We start from the raw sequence: 25714 nt of genomic DNA on the forward strand, positions 1-25714 counted from the left end.
CTTTTGCGATTTGCATTTGGGGCCAGGGCCTTTGCCATGTTAGACTGACATTATCAATAGATTTATCGGAGGCGGACAGATGGAACTTCAACTAACTGATCAAGTCGCGTTGGTCCTGGCCGGCAGCAAAGGACTAGGATTTGCCACCGCCAAAACCTTACTGCACGAAGGCGCCAAAGTCGTGATCTGCAGCCACGATCAAACCAACTTAAATGCGGCCATAGCCCAGCTCGACTCACCAAACGTGCACGCAGTTTTATGCGACGTCAACGACCCGGCAGCAATCAAGGCGCTAGTGGCCGAAACTATTGCTTACTTTGGGCCGATCAACATCTTAGTCAACAACGCAGGGGGCCCACGCGCTGCGGTTTTTGAAGAACTCGATGACGAGGCTTGGCTGCACGCATTCAATCAAAATTTGCTGAGCAATATTCGTACGATCCGAGCCGCTTTGCCAAGTCTGAAGCAAACCCATGGCGCGATCATCAACATTGCCAGCTCATCGGTCAAAGAACCGATCCCGGGGTTGATCTTGTCTAATGTGATGCGCGCAGGCGTGGCCAATCTCGCCAAGACCTTGTCTAAAGAATTCGGCCAATACGGCATCACAGTCAACACCGTCGCGCCTGGGCGTATCGCAACGGCACGCATCGAGGCTTTAGATGCCGCCCGCGCTGCAGCGACCGGGGTAGCGGTTGCCGATTTACAAGCGGCCAGCAAACAAACGATTCCCCTGGGGCGCTTTGGTACCCCACAAGAATTTGCCAATGCGGTGGTGTTTTTAGCCTCCCCAGCAGGACGCTACATCAACGGCCAAACACTGATCGTGGATGGCGGCAGCAGTCACGCGCTATAACTTGATCAGCACAAGCTGTGACACAAACCCATGATACAGGCGCCTTGGGGCCACGATTTGGTTTTTAAAATCGCGGCCCCAAGGCATTTTTGTTGCAGGGCGCGGCTTTGGAGCACACGACTGGAGGAGCGATGGCTTGCTCCAGCTTCTTGCAATAAAAAAAGCCGCCAGTTTTGGCGACTGCGTTTATTCGACTGAGATCAAGGTCACATCCGTTACCCCGCGTGACTCCTTAAGCTTAGCTAATAGCTCATCGAGGCTGGTTTGCAAGTGGGAAATATCAAATGAGATCACCACACTGGCCCAATCATGAATCGGAATGTTTTGGTTGATCGTGATGATACTGGCGTCGGCTGCAGACATCGCGTTGAGTACTTCTGACAAAATACCTCGATCGTGATGAAGCATCAACGAGATCACTGCTTTGCGCTGATTCAGCCCAGTATCTGGTAAGAACACAAAGTCTTTATACTTATAGTAAGTCCCTCGGCTGATCCCGACGCGCTTGACCGCTTCAGACACTTGACGTACTTGGCCGTTTTCAATCAACGTTCGCGCTTCGATCACCTTGGCGACCACATCCGGTAAGATCGAGCGATCCACGATGTAATATTTGTCCACGGGACATCCTCCTAGTTCTCAATGGCACTATTGTACCATGCCAGCTGCTTGGCGACAAAAAAAGAAAGCGGTCTCCAGCCCGTTGGGATGCGGTTTTTCGACATTCTCATCAAGCTTGAAATGTGTTTCACTTGACAACTGGTGATATACTGGTTTTCATATGTATTCATAAGTTGGAGATGAGAAAGATGAGACGAACATTAGGGTATGTCCTGTTATCAACGCTGCTGTTTAGTTCCATGGAAATTGCACTAAAATTGGCTGGTGCCAGCTTTGGTGCCTTGCAACTAAACTTCTTGCGCTTCTTGATTGGCGGTGTGATCTTAGTACCATTCGCGATGAGCTATGTCCGCAAGAATCAGTTGCGCTTGTTGCCACACCTCTCGCTGTTTTTGGCGACTGGGCTGGTTTGCGTTTTAATCAGTATGACCTTGTATCAGCTCGCCGTCATCAGTGCGCCAGCCTCGATGGTGGCGGTCATCTTCTCGATCAACCCAGTTTTTGCCTTACTATTTTCGTTTCTGATCTTGCATGAACGGCTCAGCCGCACCAGTATTATTTCAGTCGTAGTGTCGGTGATTGGGCTGCTGGTGATCATTGATCCGGCCCATTTGAGCAATCCCGCTGGCTTGCTGCTGGCGTTGACTTCAGCGGTAACCTTTGGCCTGTATAGCATCTTATCACGGCGAGGATCGCAAAAATACGGCTATAACGGCATTACCATGACCGCCTTTACCTTCATCGCCGGCGCCTTAGAGCTGCTGGTCTTGATCGGGTTGTCTTACCTGCCGATTGCTGGGCACCTTTTTGCCCACTCGCCGCAACTGACTGCCGCTTTCGTGCGCATTCCGATCATCGCCGGCATCACTTGGGCCCACCTGCCGCTTCTAGCATACATCGGCATTGGCGTCACCGGTTTAGGGTTTGCCTTTTACTTCTTAGCCATGGAGCGCTCAGACGTGTCGACCGCCTCATTAGTCTTCTTCATCAAACCAGGCCTAGCGCCGATCATGGCCACCATCCTGTTACACGAAAACATCACCGTCACGACGATCATTGGCGTCGTGATCATCTTGATCGGGTCGGTGATCTCCTTCATCAACCAAGAGTTCATGGAGCGTGTCGGCGCCATGCTGCCATTTCACAGTCATCACAATAATATGTTGCCGCATTAATGTACTTACCACCCTCCAGTCGGTTGCTGGAGGGTGTTTTGTTGCCGATAAAACTCTGTGCTGCACGATTGTAAAAAAGCGGAATATCGGCTGATAACAGCCTTATATACCGTGACAACTTTTATTTTTGGAGTTGAGAGACTGCCGGGTACCAAACGTGCACCAAACTAAAAAAATCAACGAGTTTCATCGATAAACAAAAAACACTGGAATGCCTTGATATCAGGCTTTCCAGTGTTCTAACGAAATCAATAAAGTTCTAAAAATGGAGGTGAGGAGAATCGAACTCCTGTCCATCAGCCCCACTACACATGGCTCTACACGCTTAGTGCCCCTATTTGAAATTCGCCTACCAGCCGCGCCGGGACGCAAGGCTAACGCCGATAGACTAACCTGTTAGGCTCTTGGCATCCTTTCAGGTGGCGAGGACGTCCGTAGCTCAATTAGTTTGAGACCGCTAAGCACCCCTTGAGCAAAGGTACGGCGATCACGCTAAGCTGTTATTAAGCAGCTAAAGCGTAAGAATTGTTGTTTTTTGCAGTTAATAAACTGTATGCGTTGATGACGGAGCCGACCCTCCGACGTGCACCACGTGCGCAAGCACCAATGTCGAGACCATTACACCCCCGTGTGCAATCGCCATCATAGCATGCCACTTAGCGTTTGTCAAAGACTGGCGTCCGTGCTAGTCTGAATATAGTTTAAGCTCTTTTTATGTTGCAAAGGGTAAACTGCAACTATCTTACCAGAATGCGAGGCGTAGTATGAAAATATTAATGATTGAAGACAATGAAAGTGTCGCTCAAATGATGGATATGTTCTTTAAAAAAGAACAATGGGAAGTATTCAATGCGTATGATGGCGAGTCCGGGTTAGAGGCCTTCAAACAAGCCCCGGAGAGCTTCGACATCATCACCTTGGATCTCAACTTGCCCAAAATGGACGGGATGCAAGTGGCCCAAGAAATTCGTAAGTTATCACAAACGGTTCCATTGATCATGCTGACCGCCCGCGACACTGACAGCGATCAAGTACTGGGATTGGAATTAGGCGCAGACGATTATGTGACCAAACCGTTTTCACCGATCACCTTAGTCGCACGGATCAAAGCACTGCATCGCCGCGCAGAAGTGGCCCCTGCGGCAGTCGCCGAAGCCGATGAAGGCAATGCCGATTTTGATGTGGTGACCAGCCACTTCAAACTGTCGACCAAGACCCGCGAGGCCTTTTTAGACGGTGCAGCGATCCAGGGCCTGACGCCCAAGGAGTTCGATTTGCTGCACACCTTGGCCCAAAATCCGAAGCAAGTCTTCTCACGGGAACAGCTTTTGCAGCTGGTGTGGGACTATGAATATTACGGTGATGAACGGACGGTGGATGCCCATATCAAAAAATTGCGCCAAAAGATTGAAAAGGTCGGACCGCAGATCATCCAAACGGTTTGGGGCGTCGGCTACAAGTTCGATGACAGTGGTTTAGACAAATGAAAATGCTCTATCAGCAAATGATGGCCTTTTTTGGTGTGATCGCCGTCACCTTGGTCATCGTCTCTATCCTCTTCATTCGCAGTACCACCAACACCGTTTGGCAAAACAGTTTCAATCAACTGGAACAATATACCGATGTGCTCAAAGACCGCGCCGTTGATAACGATACTTACTTGATCAATGCCCAATTCATCGAAAACGCTGAGGAGATCTTGGCCAAGCAAAACGTTCACTTCATGATCTATGATGCGGCCAACAATGCGCGCTATCCCAACATTCCCGGCGGCGCCCCGCAAGCGATTGCCAGCAAGTATTGGAGTCAGTTGAAAAAAGGCAATACCGTGGCGTTGCCAGAACTGACGACCAACCCGCAAAACGGTCGGCAGCAGCGCATGACGATCTACTACAAGCCGGTATTTTTGAGTCAAAAATTGCTCTTTGTGATCGCTGCATTTGCCCCCGTCGAAAACATCCAAAGCTCGATTCAGCAAACCGAAAAAAACCTGGTCGTTGCCTTTTTACTGTCACTGCTTGCCGCGATCGTAATCTCATATTTTCTGGCGCGTTTTCAAGTCAATCGGATCAATCGCTTGCGCCAGGCCACGCACCAAGTGGCCGAAGGCGATTATGATGTGCAAGTCCAATTTGACAAGAAAGGCCATGACGAAGTGGCCGCCTTGGCAGATGATTTTCAAGACATGGTCGGCTCGCTGCGTGAAAGTCAAGCCGAGATCCATCGTCAAGAAGAGCGGCGCCGTCAGTTTATGGCCGATGCGGCACACGAAATGCGCACCCCGCTGACCACGATCAACGGCTTGCTTGAAGGCTTGGCGTATGATGCGATCCCAGAAGAATCCAAAGGTGAATCGATCGCATTGATGCAAAAAGAAACCAAGCGCCTGATCCGCTTAGTCAACGAAAACTTGGATTATGAAAAGATCCGCACCAATCAGATCCTGCTCAACAAGCAAACTTTCAACGCCACAGAAGCCTTACACGACATCGTCTCGCAGCTGCAACAAAAAGCCGAAGCCTCAAATGATCAGCTTGTCTTAACCGCCGCTGACGAGGTTCCCGTATTTGCCGATCATGACCGGTTCGTGCAAGTGTTGTTCAACATCACGCAAAACGCGATCCAGTTCACCCAAAATGGCACGATCACCATCTCCGCCAAAGCAGGCTATCACCAAACGGAGTTGGCCGTACAAGATACCGGCATCGGCATGAGCCCTGATCAAGTGAAAAATATTTGGGAACGTTATTACAAAGCCGACCCCTCGCGTAAAAATACCAAATACGGCGAGTCTGGCCTAGGATTGGCGATCGTGCACCAGCTGGTTACGCGCCATGGTGGCACGATCAAAGTTGAATCCGCACTGAACCAAGGGACGACCTTCTTTATCACCTTCCCTGACGAAGAAACTGCCCCCAAACAAGCGCCGATCACGCACACCAAATAACCCCTTTGCCGCACATCAAACTGCCGCCCACCACGATTTCGTGATGGGCGGCAGTTTTTTATTTGGTAGTCAAAAACCCCTGTTGATGGAGTGCTGACAATAACTCTGAACGCTTCTTAGGAGACGTCGTGGCGCTGCGCGTCAACAAATGTGAAAACGACTCGGCTCGCTGATTGGTCAGTCGCGTCGCGTAATAATGCGCGATCACCTCATCATACGCTTGCATGTCTTGTTGAAACTGCGCCGGCAAGTTGTAGCCGTTGGTAAAATGCATTGCGGCTTGCGGCATGCGCGGTTTAGCTTGGGTTTTTTGATCGGGATAGCCGACGATCAAACCAATGATTGGAAAGGTCAATGTCGGCAAGTGCAATAATGCGATCAAGCGCTTAGCATCATTCAAGATACTGCCCAGCAATACCGTCCCTAATCCCAAGCTTTCTGCGGCATTCACCGTATTTTGGGCCGCCAATAGTGCATCAGAAGCGCCTTGCAGAAATTTGTCTGTACTGCCTAATTCTTGCAACTGCGGCTGTTTTGCTAACAAGGCGGCGCGGTGTTGGTCGATGACAAAAATAAACAAATGCCCATTCTCTGCCACGTATTGCTGGCCGCTGATTTGAGCAATCTGGGCCCGCAAGCGGGAATCTGTGATGCTGATCACACTGAATGATTGGAGATAGTGTGATGTGGCAGTATGTTGCGCCACATCGATCAAAGTCTTGATCAACGCATCTGCCACTGATTGTTTGGTAAAGTGCCGGATCGATTTATGTTGGAGTTGCCGAGTAATTTCATCTTCAGACATACGCACTCATCTTCTTTTTTCTAATTATTTTCAGGGTACCACAAGCAAGCATACGCGATCAGCTCATTTGTTTCGGCCAACCAAGATCTGCCGCTGGCGCCAGCAATAAGCGGCACATATCCCGCCTAGCACGATCAGGGTGGGCAAGCTGCGCTCAACGCCAAAAGTACCCCCAGTAAGCCACTGACTGACCGGCAATGGTGTTGAATGCCAGATGACACTGACATCAGCCGTTCCAGATACGGCAGTCCCAAAAATCACCCCTTCGGCAATATTCCAAGCAGCATGCACCGCCCCGCTCAACCATAAACTACCTGCTTGATACCTTAAGAACGACATGAACAAGCCAAAGCAAAAGATGCCCAAACCAGCGCGCCAATCAAAGCCCGGATTGGCCGCATGCAGCAATGTAAATAATAATGTATTCGTCAAAAAAGCGGTGCGCACGTGTTGTTGATGCAGCCAATAACCCATGATGTAGCCGCGACACAGCAATTCTTCAAACATTGACTGGACCATGAAACCACCAATCAATAAGCATAACTCTGGCACTCGCTGCAAGTGAAAGACCCACGTGACGTGATATCCGCCAGCCAGCCAAATCACGCTCCAGATGAAGGCAAAACTGCCGAGCCCGATCAAGGTGCCGAGCAAATAGTTTTGCATGACCTTTTGCCGAGTAAATGGCACTAAGTACGCCCGCTTGCGGAAACGATAATACCACACCATCCCCAAAATGCCCAAAACTTCCCCATACAGCCACACCATCGTCAGCGTCCTGGTCTCGATTAGCGCTTGACTCACCCCAACAGCACCGGCGAGCACCACGCCAATTTCCGAAACGAACGACCACCCGATTGCCACTAGCCAAACGCCCAAATTCTCCCCACACCAGTGCCCCGCGTATTTCACCGTATTCATCTCTACCACCCTCGGTTGCCAGTATCGCTTCCCCGTTATTTCCAATCAGCCGCTTGATAACCCAAAAAGCATATCGGCTTCCCGATATGCTTTTGATGACACTATTGAGGCGTATTACCAGTTTGCCGCTTAGTGCCTGTTGCCTGGCAACAGGCTTAAGCCACCTGGCTGCCGCAGCAGTTAGGCACGCTTTTGGTATTCGCCGTTAGCGGTATTGATCTGCACGACTTCACCTTCATGGATGAATTCTGGCACATTGATCACTAACCCGGTTTCTAGTGTTGCCGGCTTGCCGCCAGACGTCACGGAACCGCCTTTGATATTAGGTTGAGTCTCAGTGACTTTCAAGTTCACAGTAGAAGGCAAGGTGATACCGATCACTTCACTACCGTAGAATTCGATTTGGACCAAGGCATTTTCCAATAAATACAAGCGTTCATGCTCAATAGATTCGTCTGGCAGTTCATATTGTTCATAAGTATCAGTATCCATGAAGAAACTGGTGCCGTCTTGTTCATATAAGTACTGGGCGTTTTTCTTTTCCAAGATCGCTGGCGTGATCTTTTCACTCGGGCGCATCGTGGTTTGTACCGTAGAACCGGCGCGGACATCATATAACTTAAGTTGCATTAAGGTGTTGCCTTTACCAGGCTTATGGTGATTACTTTCGATCACCTTGATCAGCTTGCCATCTTTTTCAAATGTCATTCCTGCACGTAAATCAATTGCTTCCATGTTTGTAGTCTCCTTGTGCGCTATGCGCGATCCATCCCGACAACCAACGCCGAATGCGGCGGCGGCAGCGGCATGATCAATGCGTGGCCCAAGCCGTTAAAAAAAATGAACATCGCGGCCCTCCCGCCTTCTCTTCGTGGTTCATTATACGGGAAGCGGACTTGGGTTTCCAGTCACCCCTTGATACCGACCAAAAAGCACACGCATTTAACCTCGCGATCCAAAGCGGGGATCCAAGCAACTAAGCCTTTGTGCAGTGGTCATCACGGCTGAAGCTCAAGAAAATTCTGCGGTGATCGACACCGCCGGCAAAGCAGTGAGCCAATCCTGAACCGTTTGTGCCAACTGGTTGGTCATGGCACTCGCCGCGGCCATTTTCTTATTACCGTGATTAAGCATCATGGTGGGGCCAATTTGAGTGGGTCTTTGCACCGTACCGTCAGCGCCAATATACCGATAGGCTCTCGCCAGATCGGCATTAGGATCGATGGCTTGATCAGTTTCATGATACTACCCTGGCGTTGTCTTGAGCTCGGCTAACACTTGGCGCAGATCGTATGGTTTTTCAGTCATATTGCTTTCTCTGTTTCGCGCTTACTTATTAAGTATGCGCGAAACCGCGGCCGCTAACCCTTCAGACTGTCTGCCCAATCATGCCAAATTCGCTACCGGATCCGGGCTTGGCAAAACGTCCAAAAGGCATCACTGGCTAAGGTGTGTTCCCCACGCGATCGTAAAAAGGCCAGCTGACTATTTTGGACAGGTGTGATCGGCACTGCGACCACGTTCGGATAGGCGAGCGCATCAAAAGCGTGCGCCATCATGATCGATACCCCCATGCCTCGATTCACCATCCCGGCGATCAAGTCAATGCGCTGCCCGGTATAAGCGATCTTCGGCTCGATATTGGCCGCTTTAAGCATCGCCATCACTGGTTGATAGAGATAAGTCGCATCGCTTAATAGCAAAAACGAGTCTTCTGCTAAGGCTTGGACGGAAACACTGGCAGCAGTGGCAAAAGGGTGGTTTTTAGGCAATAACGCAGCGAAGTGATCGGTTTCACCAATAATCGTGGCGTATTTAGCAGCTTCATCGCCAAACAACCGCGTGAACACTATGTCGACTCGACCGGCATCTAGGGCCGGCAACAACGTGTCGCTTTCCGCCTCGGCAAACTGCAAGTCGATTTCCGGATGCTGTTTGGCAAAAGCCGCAATCAAGTTGAAGGCTTTATATTGCGCAATCGACGGGATCGCCCGCAAAACTAGGCGCTTATGCACCTGGTCTTGCTGCGCTGCCAAGGCAGTCAGCATTTGCTTTTCTGTAGCCAGCAGCGATCGCGCATACGGCAACACCAGCTTCCCGGCTGCCGTCAGCTTGATCTGCCGATGACTGCGATCAAATAAGCTGGCATCCAATTCTTTTTCCAAGGCCTTGATCTGCTTTGAGACAGTCGCTTGCGAAGTAAACAGACGCGCAGCCGTCGTTGAAAAATTCAACGTTTGCGCCAAGTCAACAAAAACCGCTAATTTATGCAGCTCCATATCATCACCCTTTCTTGATGTATGCGCTTTTGGCATAGTCTACCATATTCTCCACCTGGAGCCGAAACAAAAGCGTGTGCAGCTGAACTCAGCTGCACACGCTTTGGCAGTTAGCGATTTTGCTACACCGTTAACTCCAACAAATTGCCTTCTGGATCTTCGACGGTTGCTTCAAAATACCCATCGCCAGTGCGCCGCGGCGCCGTGGTATGATAACCGGCTTGCGCCAAGCGCTTGGTCAACGCTGCCACCGCCCTTTCACTGCCCAAACTAAACGCCACATGGGCAAAGCCCAAACTGACTTTGGCAGGTGCCAGCTCTGGCTGATGCATCAACTCTAAGCGCACAGCACTGTTGGGAAAACTCAAGAAATACGAACTGAACTGTTTTTGAGGATTGGTATATAACGTATTGGCATGCGCCGCAAAATACGTTTCGTAAAATGCTTTGCACGCGGTTAAGTCTTGCACCCATACTCCGATATGTGTGATCATTGTCACCGCCTCCTTCTGGAGTTTAGCATAGCATTTTCCGTCTGGTTGTGTGCTAGAATGTGAGTAAACGTCACAGGAGGCTGTTGCATGCCGATTCAACTCATTGCTACCGATATTGATGGTACGTTCATCGATCATCAAAGCCATTACGACCGCGCTTGGTTCAACCAGCTGCATCAACGGATGTTGGCCCACCAGATCCGCTTTGTGATCGCCAGCGGGAATCAACGCGCCCATTTAGAAGCGTTTTTCCCAGATGACGACGACATCTTATATATTGCCGAAAACGGTGCTTATGTGGCCGATGCCCAACACACCTACGCCTTAAGCCACTTTCAAGCTGCCGATGTCGCCGCGCTGGTCAAGTATCTGGCTGCCATGCCGGACCTGCATTTTTCCTTGTGTACGCCAAAAGCGGCCTATATTCGCAGCAGTGAACCGGCGATCAATAAACAGATCACCCGCCAATTTTGCCCGGACACCCGTGAAGTGACTTCGCTTTTGGACCATACTGAATCGGTGGTCAAACTGGCGCTGCAATGTCCACCTGAACAAACGCCTGCGTTAGTTGCGCAACTCAAAGCCCGCTTTGGTGACGTGGCCCACCCCACATCCAGCGGTCGCGGCAGCATCGACGTGATTCAGCCGGGATTGGATAAGGCCTATGGGTTGAATATTTTGAGCCAACAATTGGCGATCCCATTCAAGAACATGGTCGCGTTTGGCGATGGCGGCAATGACGTCACCATGCTTGAAGCTGTTGGGTGCGGGGTGGCCATGGCCAATGCGCCAGCAGCCATCAAGGCCCATGCCGATGCGGTCACCACCAGTTGCGATGAACAAGGCGTCTTAGCTTGGTTGGATCAACACTTGCCGCAATAATTCAAAAATAGGACGACGCCCCTAAACCTGACTGGCTTAGGGGCGTCGTCCTTAATTGGCGCTTGATCAATCCATGGTACTTTTATACATGCCTTCTTCGATCCACGCGCGCATCAACTTCACCGCAAACGCTTGGGCTTGTTCGTCGCCCAACTCCGGTTTTGTCGCGGCGATCACGCGGCCCAATGCTTTGGGAGTCACAGTGTGATCGGCGATCATTTGGGTCATCATGAATTGGTTGAGCTGATCGATTTCATCTTCACTAAAGCCAAATTCCAGATACAAATATGAACTCGAGTGAATATTTAATTTTTTGGTGATCCGCCCCAATACATCTAAGATCAAAATGCGATCGTTGTCTTCTTCTCCCATACGCTCCCCCTCCAACAAGTGTTCACCTGTTAGTATACCTGACAGTGCCGCTTTGTACACTGATACACACTCAGTCCCCAAAAATTTCTTGCTTCAAACGCACTGCCGTCGGTGTCGCTGCTAAGCCGCCTTCGCCCGTTTCACGCAAGCTGCTAGGCAAGGAAACGCCGACTTTGCGTACCGCTTCGATCACTTCATCGGTTGGAATCACGCTGATCATCCCTGCCAGCGCCATGTCAGCAGCGATCATGGCTTGGCTAGCCCCTAACGCATTGCGTTTGACGCAAGGGACTTCGACCAGCCCGGCAACGGGATCACAAACCAGCCCCATCATATTTTGCAAGGTGATCGCCACCGCCGCGCTGGCTTGCTCAACGGTGCCGCCTTTGGCTAAGACCAAACTCGCCGCCGCCATCGCACTGGCAGACCCGACTTCTTCTTGGCATCCGCCTTCTGCCCCTGCGATGCCTGAGTTATTGGCGATCACCAAACCAAAGGCGCCGGCAGTGAACAAGAAATCGATCTGCTGGTCATGACTGAGCTTTAAGCGATCACGCACGGCGGTCAACACGCCAGCCAACACCCCTGCTGAGCCTGCAGTTGGCGTCGCGCAGATCAAGCCCATTTTAGCGTTAACCTCATTGACCGCAACGGCATTGCGCACCGCCGCCAAGATCGGTTCGCCTGACAGCCAATCGCCAGCAGCAAGATAATCATCAAGCTTCTTGGCTTCACCGCCAGTTAAGCCGGTCATCGACTTCACCCCAGCGACGCCTTCTGCCACTGAAGCGGCCATCACCTCAAGGTTGCGGGCCATCAAGGCGCGCACTTGCTCACGGGTGCGGGTGGTATTTTCCAGTTCGACGGCGATCATTAATTCCGCGACCGAGGGATAATCGCGGCTTTGCGCGATGAGTTCTTTGATGGTATAAAACATGTTTGCTCCTTTTATTCGAAGTACGTGACATTCACCATATGTGGCAGCTGCTTTAACTGTGCCAAAATATCGGCTTGGTACGCGTCAACTTCGATGATCATGATGGCGTGTTCGCCTTTGGCTTCTCGTGTCACTGTCATCGTGCCAATATTGATCGCCGCATCTGAAAAGATCTTGGTGACCGCCGCGATCATCCCTGGGACATCATCATGAATGGTGATATAAGTGGGCGTCCCCATCGATAACGAGATCTTGAACCCATTTAATTCGGTGATGCGGATATTACCACCGCCGATCGACTCGCCTAACACGGTGAGTTTGTGGGCGCCTTTTTGCAAAACGATCCGCGCAGAATTTGGATGATCGACTTTATCGCTTTTGGGGACAAAAGTCACTTTGATACCGGCTTCATGCGCCAAGCGCAAGGAATCGCGCAGCTGCGGATCATCCGGTGCCATACCTAATAGCCCGCCGATGATCGCCACATCTGTCCCGTGACCGCGATAAGTCTTGGCAAATGATTCATATAAATACACATCAATGCGCTCTGGTGCTTCGCCAAAAATATTGCGCACGACGCGTCCAATGCGAGACGCACCAGCGGTATGCGATGAACTAGGGCCGACCATGACTGGTCCGATGATATCAAAAACACTGTGAAATCTCACTTCTGGCATCGTTACTCTCCAAATTCTAATTTTTGATATCTTCACGGTACCACGTTTTATCGATCAACGCACGAAAAAGCGGCAAACAATAGCTGCCATTTTTGCAACCGTTTCCAAATAGACAAAAAAACCGGCACTGGCCAAAAATTCGGTCAGTGCCGGTCAAAGCTTAAAGATTCGGATCCATTTTGAAGGTCAACTGGGACAATTCTGTGCCGCGAGTGATCAAACTGAATAAGAAAGCTCGCGTCACCTGGTTATAATGTTGGACGATCTCATGATTTTGTGCCGTTAAATAAGCGGTTTTTTCTTGACCAACAAGCGCCGCCGCATCCTTAGCCACCGCCGCCAACTTCTGGCGGGCCCATTGTCCAAGGTCTTTTTGATAGGCGAGATCGTCTTCGATAAAGTCGGCATAGTGACTTTCCACGACCATCGCTAAAGCTTCATACAACCAATACGCCGAGTCGAGATCAAGTTTTGCTGGCACCTGTGCATATGTCGGATCAATGTCATCAGCATTAGTGAACATCGGGACATGCGGGCAAAACGTCGGGATCCCAAACGCCACCCACTGCACGCCGCCAAGGCTATCCGGACGTGCCTGTAAAATATGCGAATTGGCGGTGCGTGACAGCGAGATCGCCCGGTAAGTTTTTTTGTCATGCGCGCTGCCGCTGCCTAATGGATCAAAGCGGGTCTCATCAAAATGTGACTTCAACACATATTGAATATCTTCAAGGCTCAATTTGCGGCTGGGCTTGCGAATAAATGGCAATTCTGGTGATTCAGGATCTTGGGTTTGATCTTCAGGATTGAAATAGCGCTGGGCAAACCACACCCGCGGCGTATTATAGTGATGATCTTTTTCCGTATCCGTACCGAAAATATGGCGAAAGTTGAACCCGGTCAGATCCGGATTAAGTTGATGCTCTTCAACGAATTCCTGGATGCCTTTAGCCCACATATAATTGTCAGGATCGTCAAAATCAATGGCTTGGATCGCCACTTGGTTCGCCGCAACGGCATAACAATCATCCGGAATCCGTACCGCGACCCACATATGCCCGGTAACGATTTCCATATACCAAACTTCATTGGCATCGACAAACTGGATCCCATTGCCTTCAGCAGAACCATACTCGGCGACCAATTCACCCAGATACCGCACGCCGTCTCGAGCGGATTCGATAAACGGCAACACCAGCGTCGTTAAGGCATCTTCTGCCAAACCGTTGGGCACCAGCGGATCGTAAGCTAAGACCCGCTGGTTGGCATAAACACTTTCAGTCGCAGATTCGCCAACGCCAAGTGCGTTGAACCCATCTTCTTCGTTCGGGCCTTGGCTTTGATCGACATTAGGCGTCGCCGTATAGCGATACCCATTGGCTGGCAATGGTACCGTCAGCCCGTTGTAAGCCGAAACAAAGGTCTCCGATCGACCTTGCACAGCCGAGCGAACGACGACTGCTTTAGGATAGATGGCTTGCAGCCGATCTTCATTCCGAGAAATATAAGGTGCCCCTTCCAGGCTGGCTTTTTTACCGACCATGATCGAGGTACATGCAGAGCGTGTGATCATTTTTTCTCCTCCAAATACTTGTGCTATCGCTTGTCTTTACCATTATGCGCTGCAACCCGCCGGACCTGCAATAGCGGCCCAATGATGGCCGCGCACAAGCCGATCAACATGACCCATGCCGGCAGGTCCCCACTAGGCCTCCCTGGCGTGACGATAGCGGCGACTTGCAAACCGATGCCGATCAAGCCGACCAGCGAGCCACCAGCGATCAAGCCGCTAGCCAGCGACACGCCCAACCCCACCCGGGTATCACGCACCCCTGCCGCGCTGACCTTCATCACCAAAGCACGCAACAACGCCCCTACCAAGATCGCACTGGTCGTTGCCATCGGCAGATAAAAACCTAATGCAACTGTCATGATCGGCAGCTTCAACAACCAACAAACCAATCCCAACACGATACCGACGATCACCATCGCCCAAGGCAGCTTGCCAGACATGATCCCTGCAGTTAAGGTGGCGATCAAATTAGCTTGCGGCAAGCCAAATGGCGGATTTGCCCCGCCGATCGCCAGCTGTGGCGCCAACAAGCTGGTGGTCGCCATGACAATGATCACCCCGATCAAGGCCGCCAAGATGAAATACGGCCGCACCACATGCCGGTCGATACGCACCAACACGCCGACTTTTTGGGTTTGCGTATACGCACCGCCAACAGAGATCGCCGTGACGATGAAGATACCAAACAATAATAACCATTGCGTATGTTGGCCATCCCGCCACCCGCACAAGACAAATACCGCCGTCATGATCACCAAACTGGCAATGGTCATCCCTGATACCGGCGCATTCGAACAGCCGATCGTCCCGGCCATACGCGCAGACACGATGACAAACAGCAGCGCCAAACCCGCAGCCAACACCGCCGCTAGCAGACTTAACCCCAAATGGCCGCTGACCAACCAACCAGTGATGACCACCACCGCTAACGCACCACCCAGCCGTCCCAAGAAATGCTGACTGCCAGCAGCAGGGCCTGAGCCTATGGTCTGTTGCAATGATGTTCGAATCACCGGGATCAGCTTCAACGCCCCGATCACCCCGCCGCACAGCATCATCCCAGCACCGATATACTTGGCATAAGCCCCTGCCACCGCATCAACATCCAGTTGCGCGATCGGCGTGGCTGCATTCCATACCTGCGCCTGCGGATCTGCAAATTGTGTAAAATAAGCGATCAAAGGCGTCAGCCCAAAATTAGCCAGTAAGGACCCGGCAAACATCGTCAACGACACTTCCATCCCGACCACAAATCCGATCCCGATCAGCATCGGGTTCACTTCTAACGCAAATTTCCAGCGATAACTGGCATCGCCGACGACCGTGATGGTGGTGTTCACCCACCCCAATACTTGCGTTGATAATGCCGTCACCAACCCGCCGATCCCAAATCCCCAAGCCATCACCCCTAGCTGGTCGCTTGCTGCTTCACTGGCAGTCAATGCACTGGCGATCGCTTGCGATTCAGGATAAGGCAGCTGCTTAGCTTGGGAGATCACCATGAAATCTTCGACCAACCCGGCCACACTCACTGCAAACACCACCGCTGCGGCACCGACTGCGCACCCCGCCCAGAAATTGACTCGGCCACCGATCAAAATGATTGCAGGAACGACATAGATCATGCCGCTGGCAATCGATTCACCGCCGCTGGCCATTGCTTGGATCAGATTCTTGCCGCGCATCCCTTGAGGCGCCGCCCATAACTGCACCAACCCTGACCCAATGATCGCCCCAGGGATCCCTGCAGCCACAGTCAGCCCGGCTTTCATCCCTGAATAAGCGGTGCTGGCCGCAAAAATCAGTGCCAAAACACTCCCGATCAACAACACGATCCCCCGCTTTTGTCGCGGTTTTCCCAACATGCGCGTGCCTCCTTGATGACGATTGTTAATAGGAAATTATCTTATCAAAATTCGGATTGACATGCGACAAGTATGAAAACATCCTAACTGACCGCTATTACAGGAAAAATAAGCGAACAATAGCATAGGCTTAGTTTGCAATCATTCGACCGTCTTGTTACGATTATATTATTAATAACGTCATCGCTGAGGATTTCCCCTTTTTCTCATTGTCGTCTATGGCTATACTAAATAAAACCACCAAAAGGAGTCTGGCTATGATTCGACCGATCAATCGCGACCAAACATGGTTACAACGTGTCGCCAAACCGGCAACACCTAAAGACACTGCTGTGATCACAGATTTACAAGACACTTTACGGGCCCATCAAGATCATTGCGTCGGCATGGCGGCTAACATGATCGGCAGTGATCGGCGGATCATCATCGCCCAGCTGGGACCAATGGCGATCCCGATGATCAACCCGCAGATCATTGAAAAACATGACCCTTATCTCACCACAGAAGGGTGTTTATCATTATCTGGACAACGCCAAACCAAGCGCTATCGATCGATCACGCTTCAATATCTCGATGCCCGCTTTCAACCGCAACAGCAAACCTTCAATGATTACTTTGCGCAAATCGTTCAGCATGAATGCGACCATTGCGACGGTATCTTGATCTAAGGTACTTGATCTGCAAAGTTAAACAAGCACCGCCACCACCCATCAAAAATGATGGACATTGGCGGTGCTTGTTGCGTGCAAATTTCGGTTCGATCAATTAGCTTGGCCGAGTTTAAGTCGTATCTCGACGACAAAATGCTTTTGATGTTAAGTACCTGCAAAACGTATCGGTCTGACAGAGGCTGTTTACTGCCGAATCTTTGCCAGCAATAAACGCCCGTCTGCTTGCGCGTATGCCAATTCCCACACTTCGCTGAAACGCTCGATCATTGCATCATCGTGTTGAGTTTGATTGAAGGCTGCTGGGCGATCGAGATACTCGAAGTAATCGCGAGCTTGCGCGGTGATCACCACATGTGGATGATCGGCGTCGCTTAATTCTTGTTGCATATCGATCAATACCAAGTCTTCAAGCCGATTGAGCCGTCCTGCTTGCTGCCAGCGATCCAAGATGGCTTTTTGCCGGCTAAAACACTTACTGGTCATATGTTGGGCCAAAGTTGCTTGGTCATTTTGCGACCAGGCTTCTTCAACGGTGTAAAATAACGGCTCGAAATCTTTGGCTAATGCAGGATCGATCGGGGACAACGCTTCTGTGCGCGTTGCGGCTCGGTCTTGTTGTCGCCGTTTGAGCAGCTGCCAGCCGCCGACTGCCAAAGCCAGCACAATTATGGGTCCCCCAAACCACAAACCGCGTCCTAATAACATCCGGCGTCCAGACATCATATGACCGCCGCCATAACTCGGGTGGCCCCCCATATGCATCCCGCCGCCACCACCAATGGCGCCGCCGACGCGGGCTGAGACGCTGACGGTGGGGGCACAAAACAAGGCGACTATCAGGCTAATTGTCAGGAAGATTTTTTTCATTCGTAGTTCCTCATTGATTCAAACTGCGCGGTTGCCAAACATCAGCCACCGGAAACACTCGCGGCTGCGCAGTCGCCAATAATGCCGCATCTAACTGCAACGAAACGACCGCCGCTTGGTGATACGCTTGGTAATAATAACGGCGGCTTTCTGGTACCACGGCCGCGCGATATACCGAATATGTCGGCTGATGCGCCAAAGACTGCGGCACCGTCACCCCATCTAACAGCCGCCAAGCGGTGACGATCGCGGCTTGTTCATTTGCCGGTTGATCGGTGCGCTCCTTGTAATACGCGGCGCGAATAAATCGTGCACCTGGAGATGACGAACCTGGCGGGATGGCTTTGCCAGACAAGTTGCCCGTCGTCACCCGTGGCGTGTTCAACGGAACGCGCCCCGCCAAATATTCCGGAGTAAATTCGACATAACGCCCCAGCCGTTCGCGCTGCACATCAAAATCTGGGCTGTTCGTCACCACCCCCAAGGGATTTGGACGCAAGCGCAGCGGCTGCTCAGTCGGTTCGATCACAGCGATCGCACCAGTTGGGTCGCTAACGGCAAAATGCAACTCCGGATAGCCATATTTGGTATCGCTTTCGTTATCGGCCATCAACTCGATTGCTGGCAAGTGCGCCGCAATGTCTGCCACTGAGCGACAATTGGCCAACAACCAAAAGCCTAACTCATAAGGGGCTAATTGAATGCGATCCGACCGCCGTTTGGTCTGCAAGCGCGCACCATTGGCGAAAGTCAGCTTTTGCACGCATAACCCATGCTCATTGACGCCATCGGAAATGTCGATCCGCTGACCATAGATTGTGCCGCTGCCGATCATCGCATAAGGATTGCGATATTTATGATGGTCAAATGGACTTTGCCAAGCAAACTCACGCGGGATAAAAACCGGCCCTGCGCCGAGCTCATGCCAATCCATGGTGCGGGCTAAAACATGCGTCAGGTCTTTAGCAACAAGGTGAATACTGGTGCACATAAGCCCCTCCTACAATAATTGCTGCAAGCGTTCCAAAAACGCCGCTGGCGGTTGATAACCCACCACCGCATCAACGATATGCCCAGCCTTTTTGACGATCACGCTGGGAGCGCTTTGCACCCCTAACGCCTCAGCGACATGAAAATCCTGGTTGACTGACAGCGTGACAAAACGCACCCGCTTAGCGATTTCTGGGTCACTCGCTACTTGACTCAAGGTGTGGTCCATCCGAATACACGCTGGGCAAAAATCCATGCGAAAGTCGACCACCACGATCCCGGACTTAGTGGCAGTGGCATAATCTTCATCATGGATCAATTCGATCATCGCTGGCATGGTGTCATCTCCTGACTAAAACACACTTTCTTTTAATCAGTATACCACCGCCAGCGATTCTTGGCTTTGGCATATTGATCGATATCACCTTCACACTGCAGCGACAAAAAAACACGCCAGCATCGCTGCGGCGTGTCTTAATACTGAGTTTGTGACAATTACTTGCCTAACTTAGTCTTATCAGTGACTTCCAACTTGTCGTTGAAGGTGTAAACAACTGGTTCGCCAGTTGCCATTTCCAAGTTGATGATATCTTCATCAGAAATGTTTTCGATATACTTGGTCAACGCCCGCAAGGAGTTACCATGCGCTGCGATGATGACGTTTTTGCCAGCCAATAAGTCTGGGGCAATATGATCTTCCCAGAAAGGAATGACCCGTTCGAGGGTGACCTTAAGGTTTTCACCACCAGGAACAATGCGTGGATCCAGGTTGGCATAACGACGATCTTGAGCAGCGGAACCTTCGTCGTCAGCACTCAATAGTGGTGGCAAGGTGTCGTAAGAACGACGCCAGATGTGCACTTGTTCGTCGCCCCACTTTTCAGCGGCTTCAGCCTTGTTTTGGCCTTGTAAAGCGCCGTAGTGGCGTTCATTTAAGCGCCAGGTCTTGGTTTCTGGAATCCAAAGTTGGTCAGATTCTTCCAGTGCAAAGTGCAGCGTCTTGATCGCACGGGTCAAAACGGAGGTGTAAGCTTGGTCGAATTCAAGGCCGGCTTCTTTGAGCTTGCGCCCAGCCGCCTTTGCTTCTTCAACACCTTTGTCGCTTAAGTTAACGTCGACCCAGCCGGTGAACTGGTTGGACAAGTTCCATTCACTTTGACCGTGACGGATAAGCACTAATTTTGCCATCTAGAAATTACCTCGCTTTTAATTTTTATATCTCGTTAATGATACCGCATTTCAGAAAAAAACGCGACGCCATTTTCTTAATTTGGTAGTATAGAAGCAAGTATTCCCTGCTTAACGCACATTTTAGTAGGCATGATTTGCAAAAGGAGAACGCATGCGAAAAATTTGGTGGATCATCGGCGGTATCTGGTTGCTTAGCATCATCTATTTCCTCGTCTATGTGAATTCATTGTCACTGCAACTATGGGTCAACAGCTCCGCTTTCGGTGCCGGGGTGCATATTGCCGCCGATTTTTGTTTGTTTGGCGGCGCTTTAGCCTTGATCTTACATTTCATTAGCAAGATCCGACGCCATTGAATGATTACAATAAACGTGACGAGGACAACATCATCTAGTCGCGTTTTACAAAGCCCCGCCTAGCGACATAAAGCGCCTTGGTACCGCGATTCGATGCCGAATCGTGGTACCAAGGCGCTTTATTATGGGTTAAAACTGTTTTGTTTTTCAGCCGCTTTTGGGCTCACATTAATTATCCGCGATCTTCTTGACCCCAATAATATCTAACAAGAACGTGAAGATCGGGATCCCGACGATCAAACCCCACACCCCAAATAACTGCTCGCCGACGAGCAACACCACAAAGGTAAAGAAAATCGGTAGTTTGGTTCGGCTGGACATGAATTTTGGATTTAAGACATATGCTTCAAGGGTATGGATCACTAAGATCATAATGATGATCGTGATCACCCCTTTGATCCCATCAACCGTAAACGCAATGATCGCCAGCGGCAGTGTTGAAATAAAGGCCCCTGCCACTGGGATCAACGATAAGATGAAAACCATGATCGCCAAACTGGGAATATTGGGCATTTTCAGGAAAATCAAGGTGATCGTGGTGATCGCTGTATTGACCATGGCGATCACGATTTGTGCTTCGATCACCACACCGAAGGTATCGATGAACTTATCTGCAAAAAACTTCAGATCTGCGAAATACCAGCCAAACGGCGAATGGATAAACAAATTGCCGAACTTTTTAAGACTATCGATTTCAACCGTGAAAAAGAAGCTCAGCAACAACGACAAAACAAAGGTCACACCCATTGCGCCAATACTACCGGCATACTGAAGCAAGGCAGCCAGCCAGTGTTGGATCTGTGTTTTCAAATTCATCTGATCGATACTTTTCAAGATCCACTGGATCGTCTCGTTATTATCAAATGAACCATTATTATAAAATTCCAGCACTGAGTTAAACAAACTGACCGTCTGCTTGATGATCTCTGGCACATAATGGATCGCCGCATACATGACGCCAGCTACTACTAGCAGATAAAGCGGCACGACCACTGCCACTGCCCGGATCGGAATGTGCCGCCGAACAAGATTCAACACCCGCGTCACCAAAAAAGCAAAAATGAAGGTCAATAAGATCGTGCTCATAATGCTGCGTGCCAGCCATAAGACCACGATCACTGACGCTAATACACAGGCACGGCGAACCGGCGTGTTTTTCAAAAAATTCTGATAATGCAACCAAACCCCTCCCCGCTGCGCTCATTATACCAGAGTTCGCCTAGCCAAACGAAAAAGGCGCAGTTTTCACCACGCCTTTTGGCAAGCTAATCAAAGACGGCTAAAGTCTTAGTCGTCGCTTTAGTGGTTTTGGTCAAAGCGCCTTGCACCATGATCCGATTAGTTTCGCCTTCTGTTGCCGAAGCACACGTGATCAGGGTCACGAGTTTCTTGCCGGCGACATCGTTGATCCATTGGACTTGTGTTTCATTCACCGTCGTCTTAGTCGCCACTTTATACGTATAGACCTTGGCCATATCAGTTAAATAAACCGTATTGCCCACTTGAACGTTTTTCAAAGGGGAAAATAAGATCCCGCGATCGGTCATATAATGCCCTGCCAAAGCGTAGTTGCCTTGACCCATTTGCTGATCAGGCTTCATCGTGCCAGCGCCTGTCGAAAGATTGCTGTTGGATAAACCTTTTAGGATCGGAAGCTTCAAGTTCACCGCCGGGATCGCGATCTTGCCGATCGCATTACGCTGATTGGCCGTCGCTGCCGCTTTGCCAACAGTCGAAACATCCAAGGCTTTGACTGATTTAAAATCAAAATTTCCTGGGGTCTTTTGATTCTTTTTCACCGTATTGGCATCGATTTTTTGCATCGTTGTTTGGGTGAGGTGATCAACGACGAACAACTTGATCTGTTCGTTAAACACCAGTGCTAAGCCGACAAGCAAGCCGAGCGTCAATAATACACGCCACAGCCACACTCGCTTGCGGCTGGATTTATGCTTCGCCATAATCCACCTCCGAACCTTCATTTTACACTGTCACCGCCAGCACCACAACCAGCACCGCCAAACCATGCGCGCAACCGCTATAAGTCACACGCTGTTACCGTCATTATATTGCGTTTGCAAGCAAATTGCGAGCAATTAATTTCACTGCAACCAAGGTGATTCGTGCATCAAACGCCCCTCCGCTAACTACTAGCGCCAGTGTGCCTGCAAAAAAAGTGCGCTTGGATGTTATCCAAGCGCACTTTTTTGGAAACTTTTAGCTGGCGGTTTCTAGCCCCAAACGTCCACGAAACTCACTTATGCAAGAGATCATTGATCGAATTGATCTTGGTCATATAAGTTGGTACGGCCAAGCCGACTTGGGCGCCTTTGAGATTCACGCCTAAATCCGCAAACTTTCCTTTGTAATCCGCGTAATACTTGCCACTGGTATTGGGTAACCAAGCGGACACTTGCGCATCTGCAGCATTCGTGGCGATGCTGGCCCACATCGGTTGGATCTCCATTGGGCGAATCGTCACGTCGTAGCCAATCGTCTTCAGCGCTTCCGCTACGACATTCGTGGAGGCAATTTCTGAGTCCCAAGCCACATATGTCATGGTCAATTTCTGTCCGTGGACCTTGGCCAAGCCTTTGGTCCACTTGGCTAACTCAGCTGGATGTTTCTGCAACCACGCCTGCGCTGCTTTAGCCGGGTCCTGACCGGCGTTGACTTTCAACATCACGCTCGACATTTGCTTAGGGGTCCAATAGAAGCGATCCAAAAGCGTATAAGCTTGTGGCGCGTCATGTTTGAGGCCTTTGCGGACGATCGTATGGATGTCTTCTGCCTTGCCGTATACCCCCTTAGGATCTTTGAGAAACTTGAGCGGGTACTTCGTGAACATCCAATGCGGCTGCCAACCCGTCACAACGATCGGTTGCTTATGGCGGATGGCTTTTTGCAAAGTTGAGGTCATCGCCGCAGTGGAACTTGTTTGCAGCTGCCAATTGGCCTGATCCAAACCATATGCCGCAATGACTTTAGTGGTACTACCCATCACCCCGGCACCTGCATCGATACCGGTGATCGTGTAGTTGATTTGCGGACCGAGTTTTTGAGTCTCATTATAGCTGGCCGGCCGATTCGAACACGCCGCCAATGCCATCACAACGAAGGTCAAAACCAATACTTTGAGTTTTCGCATGCCACCACCCCTTCAGACCTTGTTCCGGTTGAGGGCTTGCGTGACGCGATCTAAGATGATCGCCACGATCACGATGGCTAAACCAGCGGCAAAACCGCCACCGGCATCATTGCGACCGACCGCAAAGTAAACTTTCGTCCCCAGTCCCATTGCCCCGATCATCGAAGCAATCACGACCATCGATAACGCCAGCATCATGCTTTGATTGATCCCGGCCATGATGGTGGATTTGGCTAATGGCAACTGGACTTTGAAGAGCTTTTGCCAAGGGGTCGCGCCAAAGCTGTCCGCAGCTTCGATCAATTCATCAGACACTTGGTGAATCCCTAATTGCGTCATGCGCACCGTTGGCGGCATCGCAAAAATCACACTTGCGACGACCCCAGGGACCATTCCGATACCAAAAAACGCGACTGCCGGGATTAAGTATACGAACGCTGGCATGGTTTGCATGAAATCCATCAAAGGCTTGACGATCATCGCCACAGTGCGGCTTTTTGCCGCCCATATTCCTAATGGAACGCCGATGATGATCGCGATCAAACTCGCCGTCAATACCAACGTCAACGTCTGCGTCATATCGCGCCAAAATCCTTGATTCCAGATATACAACAAGCCTAAGAACTCAAAAATCAACAGTCCATAGCGCTTGCTGTGGCGGATCACCCACCAAGTTCCGCCAACGATCACGACGATAAATAATGGAATGGGCAGTAAATCAAACACCCACTGGATCGCATTAACGATCGCCGCTAAAAAGTTCGTGATCGCATAGAAAAAACCTTCAAATTGGTTCAGCCACGCAACAAACGCGTCGATCCATTGTGCTAATGGCAGTTTAGACATTGACGTTCACCTCATTTCCTGACAAGGCCCCTAAGACGGCCCCACGGATAATGATGCCCAACAATCGGTGATCATCGTCAACGACCGCATAAGGAATGGGAGTACTGGAAACAGCATCCATCAAGTCTGCCAATGGCGTGTCCAAATGCGTGGTGGGGACTGTATCTTGGACCAGCGGGCGAATGTCTCTTTGGCCTGCTTCAATGGCTAAACGGACTGACTTGGCATCAATGATCCCGCGCAAGTGCCGCTTAGAGTCCACCGCATACAAACTAGAGATCTCATTTTCGCGCATGCGCCGCGCTGCTAAGCGCGGCCCATCTTTGTCGATGTTCACCGTAGTGGCACGCACCATCACATTGCCGGCGGTATACACTTTGGAGCGATCAACGTCTTCGATGAAGCGTTCCACATAGGCGTCAGCAGGTTGACTTAAAATTTCTTCCGGCGTCCCGATCTGCACGACTTGACCATCTTTCATGATCATGATCCGATCCCCGATGCGCAAGGCTTCGTTCAAATCATGCGAGATAAAAATGATCGTCTTATGCATATTTTCTTGCAAGTCCAGCAATTCGTCTTGCATGTCTTTTCGATTCAGCGGGTCCAAGGCCGAAAAGGCTTCATCCATCAATAAGATTTCTGGATCATTAGCCAGTGCTCGGGCCAAGCCCACTCGCTGCTGCATCCCACCAGACAATTGAGCGGGATATTGTTCTTCATACCCTTTCAAACCGACTAAAGCTAAAGCTTCCTTCGCCTTTTGGGCACGTTCAGGTTTGGCGACGCCTTGGATCTCTAAGCCGAATTCCGTGTTTTGTTGGATCGTCCGATTAGGCAAAAGGGCAAAGCTTTGAAAAACCATGCTGAGTTTTTCGCGCCGCACGGTTTGCAATTCTGCCTTAGACAGCTTGGCGATATCTTGACCATCGATCAAAATACTGCCACTGGTCGGGTCGATTAGGCGGTTGATCATTCGAATCGTGGTTGATTTACCAGAGCCTGATAAGCCCATAATGACAAAGATCTCACCGTCATTGACCGTAAAATTCGCCCGATCAACGCCGACTGTGACGTCGGTTTCAGCCAGGATCTCATCTTTGGTTTTGCCTGCAGCCAACATGTTTTGAGCGGCTTTTTGGCGTTTGCCAAACAATTTGGTTAGGTTCTTGACCTCGACTTTGGTTGTCATTAAATTCCTCCCTCTGTGAGTTCAAACATATTTCTTGCGAAAGCATCAGG

28 protein-coding genes, 1 other RNA gene and 1 pseudogene are annotated in these 25714 nt (G+C 50.5%); 7 read left to right on the top strand and 23 right to left on the bottom strand.

Annotated features, from left to right (window positions below; translation table 11 throughout):
* The first annotated feature begins 79 nt into the window (after nucleotides 1–79).
* A complete protein-coding gene (locus EKM91_RS05215; protein ID WP_125750843.1) occupies nucleotides 80–856 on the top strand; it encodes an SDR family oxidoreductase in 777 nt (258 codons plus the stop codon).
* Nucleotides 857–1042: 186 nt separating this feature from the next.
* On the opposite strand, the gene EKM91_RS05220 is transcribed toward EKM91_RS05215, so the two are convergent.
* Nucleotides 1043–1477, bottom strand: coding sequence for an ACT domain-containing protein (locus tag EKM91_RS05220; protein WP_125750846.1), 435 nt, complete (start codon nucleotides 1475–1477; stop codon nucleotides 1043–1045).
* 188 nt (nucleotides 1478–1665) lie between these two features.
* Here EKM91_RS05220 and EKM91_RS05225 point away from each other — a divergent pair, with 188 nt between their 5' ends.
* Nucleotides 1666–2652 (top strand): DMT family transporter, encoded by a 987-nt coding sequence (locus EKM91_RS05225; RefSeq protein ID WP_125750849.1) that lies wholly within the window; start codon nucleotides 1666–1668, stop codon nucleotides 2650–2652.
* Between the two features lie 263 nt (nucleotides 2653–2915).
* Here EKM91_RS05225 and ssrA read toward each other — a convergent pair.
* Nucleotides 2916–3280, bottom strand: a transfer-messenger RNA (tmRNA) gene (gene ssrA / locus EKM91_RS05230).
* 136 nt (nucleotides 3281–3416) lie between these two features.
* Between ssrA and EKM91_RS05235 the strand changes: the two genes are divergently transcribed.
* Nucleotides 3417–4139: a response regulator transcription factor gene (locus tag EKM91_RS05235; RefSeq protein WP_125750852.1), complete on the top strand. Its 723-nt coding sequence runs from the start codon at nucleotides 3417–3419 to the stop codon at nucleotides 4137–4139.
* Complete coding sequence (locus tag EKM91_RS05240) at nucleotides 4136–5599, top strand: sensor histidine kinase (protein ID WP_125750854.1); 1464 nt, start codon at nucleotides 4136–4138, stop codon at nucleotides 5597–5599. The genes EKM91_RS05235 and EKM91_RS05240 overlap by 4 nt, the downstream gene beginning before the upstream one ends.
* 58 nt (nucleotides 5600–5657) lie before the next feature.
* Here the strand turns inward: EKM91_RS05240 and EKM91_RS05245 are convergent, their stop codons facing one another.
* From EKM91_RS05245 to EKM91_RS05270, 7 genes and pseudogenes are all read right to left on the bottom strand, one after another.
* Nucleotides 5658–6404 carry an NADPH-dependent oxidoreductase gene (locus EKM91_RS05245; RefSeq protein WP_125750856.1) on the bottom strand — a complete coding sequence of 249 codons (747 nt, stop codon included), beginning with the start codon at nucleotides 6402–6404 and terminating at the stop codon, nucleotides 5658–5660.
* Nucleotides 6405–6467: 63 nt separating this feature from the next.
* A complete protein-coding gene (locus EKM91_RS05250; RefSeq protein ID WP_125750859.1) occupies nucleotides 6468–7325 on the bottom strand; it encodes a CPBP family intramembrane glutamic endopeptidase in 858 nt (285 codons plus the stop codon).
* Nucleotides 7326–7505: 180 nt separating this feature from the next.
* Nucleotides 7506–8060: an elongation factor P gene (efp, locus tag EKM91_RS05255; RefSeq protein WP_125750862.1), complete on the bottom strand. Its 555-nt coding sequence runs from the start codon at nucleotides 8058–8060 to the stop codon at nucleotides 7506–7508.
* Nucleotides 8061–8336: 276 nt separating this feature from the next.
* Entirely contained in the window at nucleotides 8337–8462 is a 126-nt protein-coding gene (locus EKM91_RS14170; protein WP_274379974.1) for a hypothetical protein, read from the bottom strand.
* Nucleotides 8448–8633 (bottom strand): annotated as a pseudogene (locus EKM91_RS05260) (UbiD family decarboxylase); the annotation flags it as partial. The gene EKM91_RS14170 and the pseudogene EKM91_RS05260, both read right to left, overlap by 15 nt.
* A gap of 92 nt (nucleotides 8634–8725) precedes the next feature.
* The gene (locus tag EKM91_RS05265) at nucleotides 8726–9604 is read right to left on the bottom strand and encodes a LysR family transcriptional regulator (protein ID WP_164508463.1); all 879 of its coding nucleotides are present in this window, start codon (nucleotides 9602–9604) and stop codon (nucleotides 8726–8728) included.
* A 122-nt stretch (nucleotides 9605–9726) separates the two neighbouring features.
* On the bottom strand, nucleotides 9727–10098 hold the full coding sequence (locus EKM91_RS05270; protein ID WP_125750867.1) for a VOC family protein: 372 nt from the start codon (nucleotides 10096–10098) through the stop codon (nucleotides 9727–9729).
* An 87-nt stretch (nucleotides 10099–10185) separates the two neighbouring features.
* On the opposite strand from EKM91_RS05270, the gene EKM91_RS05275 reads away from it, so the two are divergent.
* Nucleotides 10186–10980, top strand: a complete 795-nt coding sequence (locus tag EKM91_RS05275; RefSeq protein WP_125750870.1) for a Cof-type HAD-IIB family hydrolase — start codon at nucleotides 10186–10188, stop codon at nucleotides 10978–10980.
* Nucleotides 10981–11046: 66 nt separating this feature from the next.
* Here the strand turns inward: EKM91_RS05275 and EKM91_RS05280 are convergent, their stop codons facing one another.
* The 5 genes from EKM91_RS05280 to EKM91_RS05300 form a co-directional block, all read right to left on the bottom strand.
* Nucleotides 11047–11352 (bottom strand): hypothetical protein, encoded by a 306-nt coding sequence (locus EKM91_RS05280; RefSeq protein ID WP_125750873.1) that lies wholly within the window; start codon nucleotides 11350–11352, stop codon nucleotides 11047–11049.
* A 70-nt stretch (nucleotides 11353–11422) separates the two neighbouring features.
* Nucleotides 11423–12289: an L-serine ammonia-lyase, iron-sulfur-dependent, subunit alpha gene (gene sdaAA / locus EKM91_RS05285; protein WP_125750876.1), complete on the bottom strand. Its 867-nt coding sequence runs from the start codon at nucleotides 12287–12289 to the stop codon at nucleotides 11423–11425.
* An 11-nt stretch (nucleotides 12290–12300) separates the two neighbouring features.
* Nucleotides 12301–12966 carry an L-serine ammonia-lyase, iron-sulfur-dependent subunit beta gene (sdaAB, locus tag EKM91_RS05290; protein ID WP_125750879.1) on the bottom strand — a complete coding sequence of 222 codons (666 nt, stop codon included), beginning with the start codon at nucleotides 12964–12966 and terminating at the stop codon, nucleotides 12301–12303.
* 160 nt (nucleotides 12967–13126) lie between these two features.
* Nucleotides 13127–14539, bottom strand: a complete 1413-nt coding sequence (locus EKM91_RS05295) for a C69 family dipeptidase (protein ID WP_125750882.1) — start codon at nucleotides 14537–14539, stop codon at nucleotides 13127–13129.
* Between the two features lie 23 nt (nucleotides 14540–14562).
* Nucleotides 14563–16404, bottom strand: a complete 1842-nt coding sequence (locus tag EKM91_RS05300) for an OPT/YSL family transporter (protein WP_125750885.1) — start codon at nucleotides 16402–16404, stop codon at nucleotides 14563–14565.
* 257 nt (nucleotides 16405–16661) lie between these two features.
* Between EKM91_RS05300 and EKM91_RS05305 the strand changes: the two genes are divergently transcribed.
* Nucleotides 16662–17072, top strand: a complete 411-nt coding sequence (locus EKM91_RS05305; protein WP_125750887.1) for a peptide deformylase — start codon at nucleotides 16662–16664, stop codon at nucleotides 17070–17072.
* A 186-nt stretch (nucleotides 17073–17258) separates the two neighbouring features.
* On the opposite strand, the gene EKM91_RS05310 is transcribed toward EKM91_RS05305, so the two are convergent.
* From EKM91_RS05310 to EKM91_RS05325, 4 genes are all read right to left on the bottom strand, one after another.
* Nucleotides 17259–17942, bottom strand: coding sequence for a hypothetical protein (locus tag EKM91_RS05310; protein WP_125750890.1), 684 nt, complete (start codon nucleotides 17940–17942; stop codon nucleotides 17259–17261).
* A gap of 10 nt (nucleotides 17943–17952) precedes the next feature.
* Nucleotides 17953–18933 carry a linear amide C-N hydrolase gene (locus EKM91_RS05315; protein ID WP_125750893.1) on the bottom strand — a complete coding sequence of 327 codons (981 nt, stop codon included), beginning with the start codon at nucleotides 18931–18933 and terminating at the stop codon, nucleotides 17953–17955.
* A gap of 9 nt (nucleotides 18934–18942) precedes the next feature.
* Entirely contained in the window at nucleotides 18943–19269 is a 327-nt protein-coding gene (locus tag EKM91_RS05320; protein ID WP_125750897.1) for a thioredoxin family protein, read from the bottom strand.
* Nucleotides 19270–19427: 158 nt separating this feature from the next.
* Nucleotides 19428–20120 carry a 2,3-diphosphoglycerate-dependent phosphoglycerate mutase gene (locus tag EKM91_RS05325; protein WP_125750900.1) on the bottom strand — a complete coding sequence of 231 codons (693 nt, stop codon included), beginning with the start codon at nucleotides 20118–20120 and terminating at the stop codon, nucleotides 19428–19430.
* 154 nt (nucleotides 20121–20274) lie between these two features.
* Here EKM91_RS05325 and EKM91_RS05330 point away from each other — a divergent pair, with 154 nt between their 5' ends.
* Entirely contained in the window at nucleotides 20275–20478 is a 204-nt protein-coding gene (locus EKM91_RS05330) for a hypothetical protein (RefSeq protein WP_125750903.1), read from the top strand.
* Nucleotides 20479–20646: 168 nt separating this feature from the next.
* Here EKM91_RS05330 and EKM91_RS05335 read toward each other — a convergent pair whose 3' ends face one another.
* From EKM91_RS05335 to EKM91_RS05355, 5 genes are all read right to left on the bottom strand, one after another.
* Nucleotides 20647–21657, bottom strand: coding sequence for an AI-2E family transporter (locus tag EKM91_RS05335; protein WP_338015981.1), 1011 nt, complete (start codon nucleotides 21655–21657; stop codon nucleotides 20647–20649).
* An 86-nt stretch (nucleotides 21658–21743) separates the two neighbouring features.
* Nucleotides 21744–22439 (bottom strand): class A sortase, encoded by a 696-nt coding sequence (locus tag EKM91_RS05340; RefSeq protein ID WP_125750906.1) that lies wholly within the window; start codon nucleotides 22437–22439, stop codon nucleotides 21744–21746.
* A gap of 293 nt (nucleotides 22440–22732) precedes the next feature.
* Nucleotides 22733–23626: a glycine betaine ABC transporter substrate-binding protein gene (locus tag EKM91_RS05345; RefSeq protein ID WP_125750909.1), complete on the bottom strand. Its 894-nt coding sequence runs from the start codon at nucleotides 23624–23626 to the stop codon at nucleotides 22733–22735.
* A gap of 12 nt (nucleotides 23627–23638) precedes the next feature.
* Nucleotides 23639–24472 (bottom strand): ABC transporter permease, encoded by an 834-nt coding sequence (locus tag EKM91_RS05350; protein WP_125750912.1) that lies wholly within the window; start codon nucleotides 24470–24472, stop codon nucleotides 23639–23641.
* Complete coding sequence (locus tag EKM91_RS05355) at nucleotides 24465–25664, bottom strand: quaternary amine ABC transporter ATP-binding protein (RefSeq protein WP_125750915.1); 1200 nt, start codon at nucleotides 25662–25664, stop codon at nucleotides 24465–24467. Before EKM91_RS05355 ends, EKM91_RS05350 begins: the two co-directional genes overlap by 8 nt.
* Nucleotides 25665–25714: the final 50 nt, after the last annotated feature.

The sequence above is a fragment of the Lacticaseibacillus baoqingensis genome (genome assembly GCF_003946165.1).
In the GTDB taxonomy this organism is placed as follows: domain Bacteria; phylum Bacillota; class Bacilli; order Lactobacillales; family Lactobacillaceae; genus Lacticaseibacillus; species Lacticaseibacillus baoqingensis.

What these genes read in the sequence shown, in the direction of transcription:
- EKM91_RS05330 (WP_125750903.1), top strand. Translation starts at nt 20,275, where the DNA reads ATGCGAAAAATTTGGTGGATCATCGGCGGTATCTGGTTGCTTAGCATC.
- EKM91_RS05275 (WP_125750870.1), top strand. Translation starts at nt 10,186, where the DNA reads ATGCCGATTCAACTCATTGCTACCGATATTGATGGTACGTTCATCGAT.
- EKM91_RS05310 (WP_125750890.1), bottom strand. Translation starts at nt 17,942, where the DNA reads ATGAAAAAAATCTTCCTGACAATTAGCCTGATAGTCGCCTTGTTTTGT.
- EKM91_RS05225 (WP_125750849.1), top strand. Translation starts at nt 1,666, where the DNA reads ATGAGACGAACATTAGGGTATGTCCTGTTATCAACGCTGCTGTTTAGT.
- EKM91_RS05295 (WP_125750882.1), bottom strand. Translation starts at nt 14,539, where the DNA reads ATGATCACACGCTCTGCATGTACCTCGATCATGGTCGGTAAAAAAGCC.
- EKM91_RS05355 (WP_125750915.1), bottom strand. Translation starts at nt 25,664, where the DNA reads ATGACAACCAAAGTCGAGGTCAAGAACCTAACCAAATTGTTTGGCAAA.
- EKM91_RS05280 (WP_125750873.1), bottom strand. Translation starts at nt 11,352, where the DNA reads ATGGGAGAAGAAGACAACGATCGCATTTTGATCTTAGATGTATTGGGG.
- EKM91_RS05345 (WP_125750909.1), bottom strand. Translation starts at nt 23,626, where the DNA reads ATGCGAAAACTCAAAGTATTGGTTTTGACCTTCGTTGTGATGGCATTG.
- EKM91_RS05265 (WP_164508463.1), bottom strand. Translation starts at nt 9,604, where the DNA reads ATGGAGCTGCATAAATTAGCGGTTTTTGTTGACTTGGCGCAAACGTTG.
- EKM91_RS05315 (WP_125750893.1), bottom strand. Translation starts at nt 18,933, where the DNA reads ATGTGCACCAGTATTCACCTTGTTGCTAAAGACCTGACGCATGTTTTA.
- EKM91_RS05350 (WP_125750912.1), bottom strand. Translation starts at nt 24,472, where the DNA reads ATGTCTAAACTGCCATTAGCACAATGGATCGACGCGTTTGTTGCGTGG.
- EKM91_RS05215 (WP_125750843.1), top strand. Translation starts at nt 80, where the DNA reads ATGGAACTTCAACTAACTGATCAAGTCGCGTTGGTCCTGGCCGGCAGC.
- EKM91_RS05300 (WP_125750885.1), bottom strand. Translation starts at nt 16,404, where the DNA reads ATGTTGGGAAAACCGCGACAAAAGCGGGGGATCGTGTTGTTGATCGGG.
- EKM91_RS05240 (WP_125750854.1), top strand. Translation starts at nt 4,136, where the DNA reads ATGAAAATGCTCTATCAGCAAATGATGGCCTTTTTTGGTGTGATCGCC.
- EKM91_RS05305 (WP_125750887.1), top strand. Translation starts at nt 16,662, where the DNA reads ATGATTCGACCGATCAATCGCGACCAAACATGGTTACAACGTGTCGCC.
- EKM91_RS05270 (WP_125750867.1), bottom strand. Translation starts at nt 10,098, where the DNA reads ATGATCACACATATCGGAGTATGGGTGCAAGACTTAACCGCGTGCAAA.
- sdaAA (WP_125750876.1), bottom strand. Translation starts at nt 12,289, where the DNA reads ATGTTTTATACCATCAAAGAACTCATCGCGCAAAGCCGCGATTATCCC.
- sdaAB (WP_125750879.1), bottom strand. Translation starts at nt 12,966, where the DNA reads ATGCCAGAAGTGAGATTTCACAGTGTTTTTGATATCATCGGACCAGTC.
- EKM91_RS05320 (WP_125750897.1), bottom strand. Translation starts at nt 19,269, where the DNA reads ATGCCAGCGATGATCGAATTGATCCATGATGAAGATTATGCCACTGCC.
- efp (WP_125750862.1), bottom strand. Translation starts at nt 8,060, where the DNA reads ATGGAAGCAATTGATTTACGTGCAGGAATGACATTTGAAAAAGATGGC.
- EKM91_RS05325 (WP_125750900.1), bottom strand. Translation starts at nt 20,120, where the DNA reads ATGGCAAAATTAGTGCTTATCCGTCACGGTCAAAGTGAATGGAACTTG.
- EKM91_RS05235 (WP_125750852.1), top strand. Translation starts at nt 3,417, where the DNA reads ATGAAAATATTAATGATTGAAGACAATGAAAGTGTCGCTCAAATGATG.
- EKM91_RS05340 (WP_125750906.1), bottom strand. Translation starts at nt 22,439, where the DNA reads ATGGCGAAGCATAAATCCAGCCGCAAGCGAGTGTGGCTGTGGCGTGTA.
- EKM91_RS05250 (WP_125750859.1), bottom strand. Translation starts at nt 7,325, where the DNA reads ATGAATACGGTGAAATACGCGGGGCACTGGTGTGGGGAGAATTTGGGC.
- EKM91_RS05245 (WP_125750856.1), bottom strand. Translation starts at nt 6,404, where the DNA reads ATGTCTGAAGATGAAATTACTCGGCAACTCCAACATAAATCGATCCGG.
- EKM91_RS14170 (WP_274379974.1), bottom strand. Translation starts at nt 8,462, where the DNA reads ATGATGCTTAATCACGGTAATAAGAAAATGGCCGCGGCGAGTGCCATG.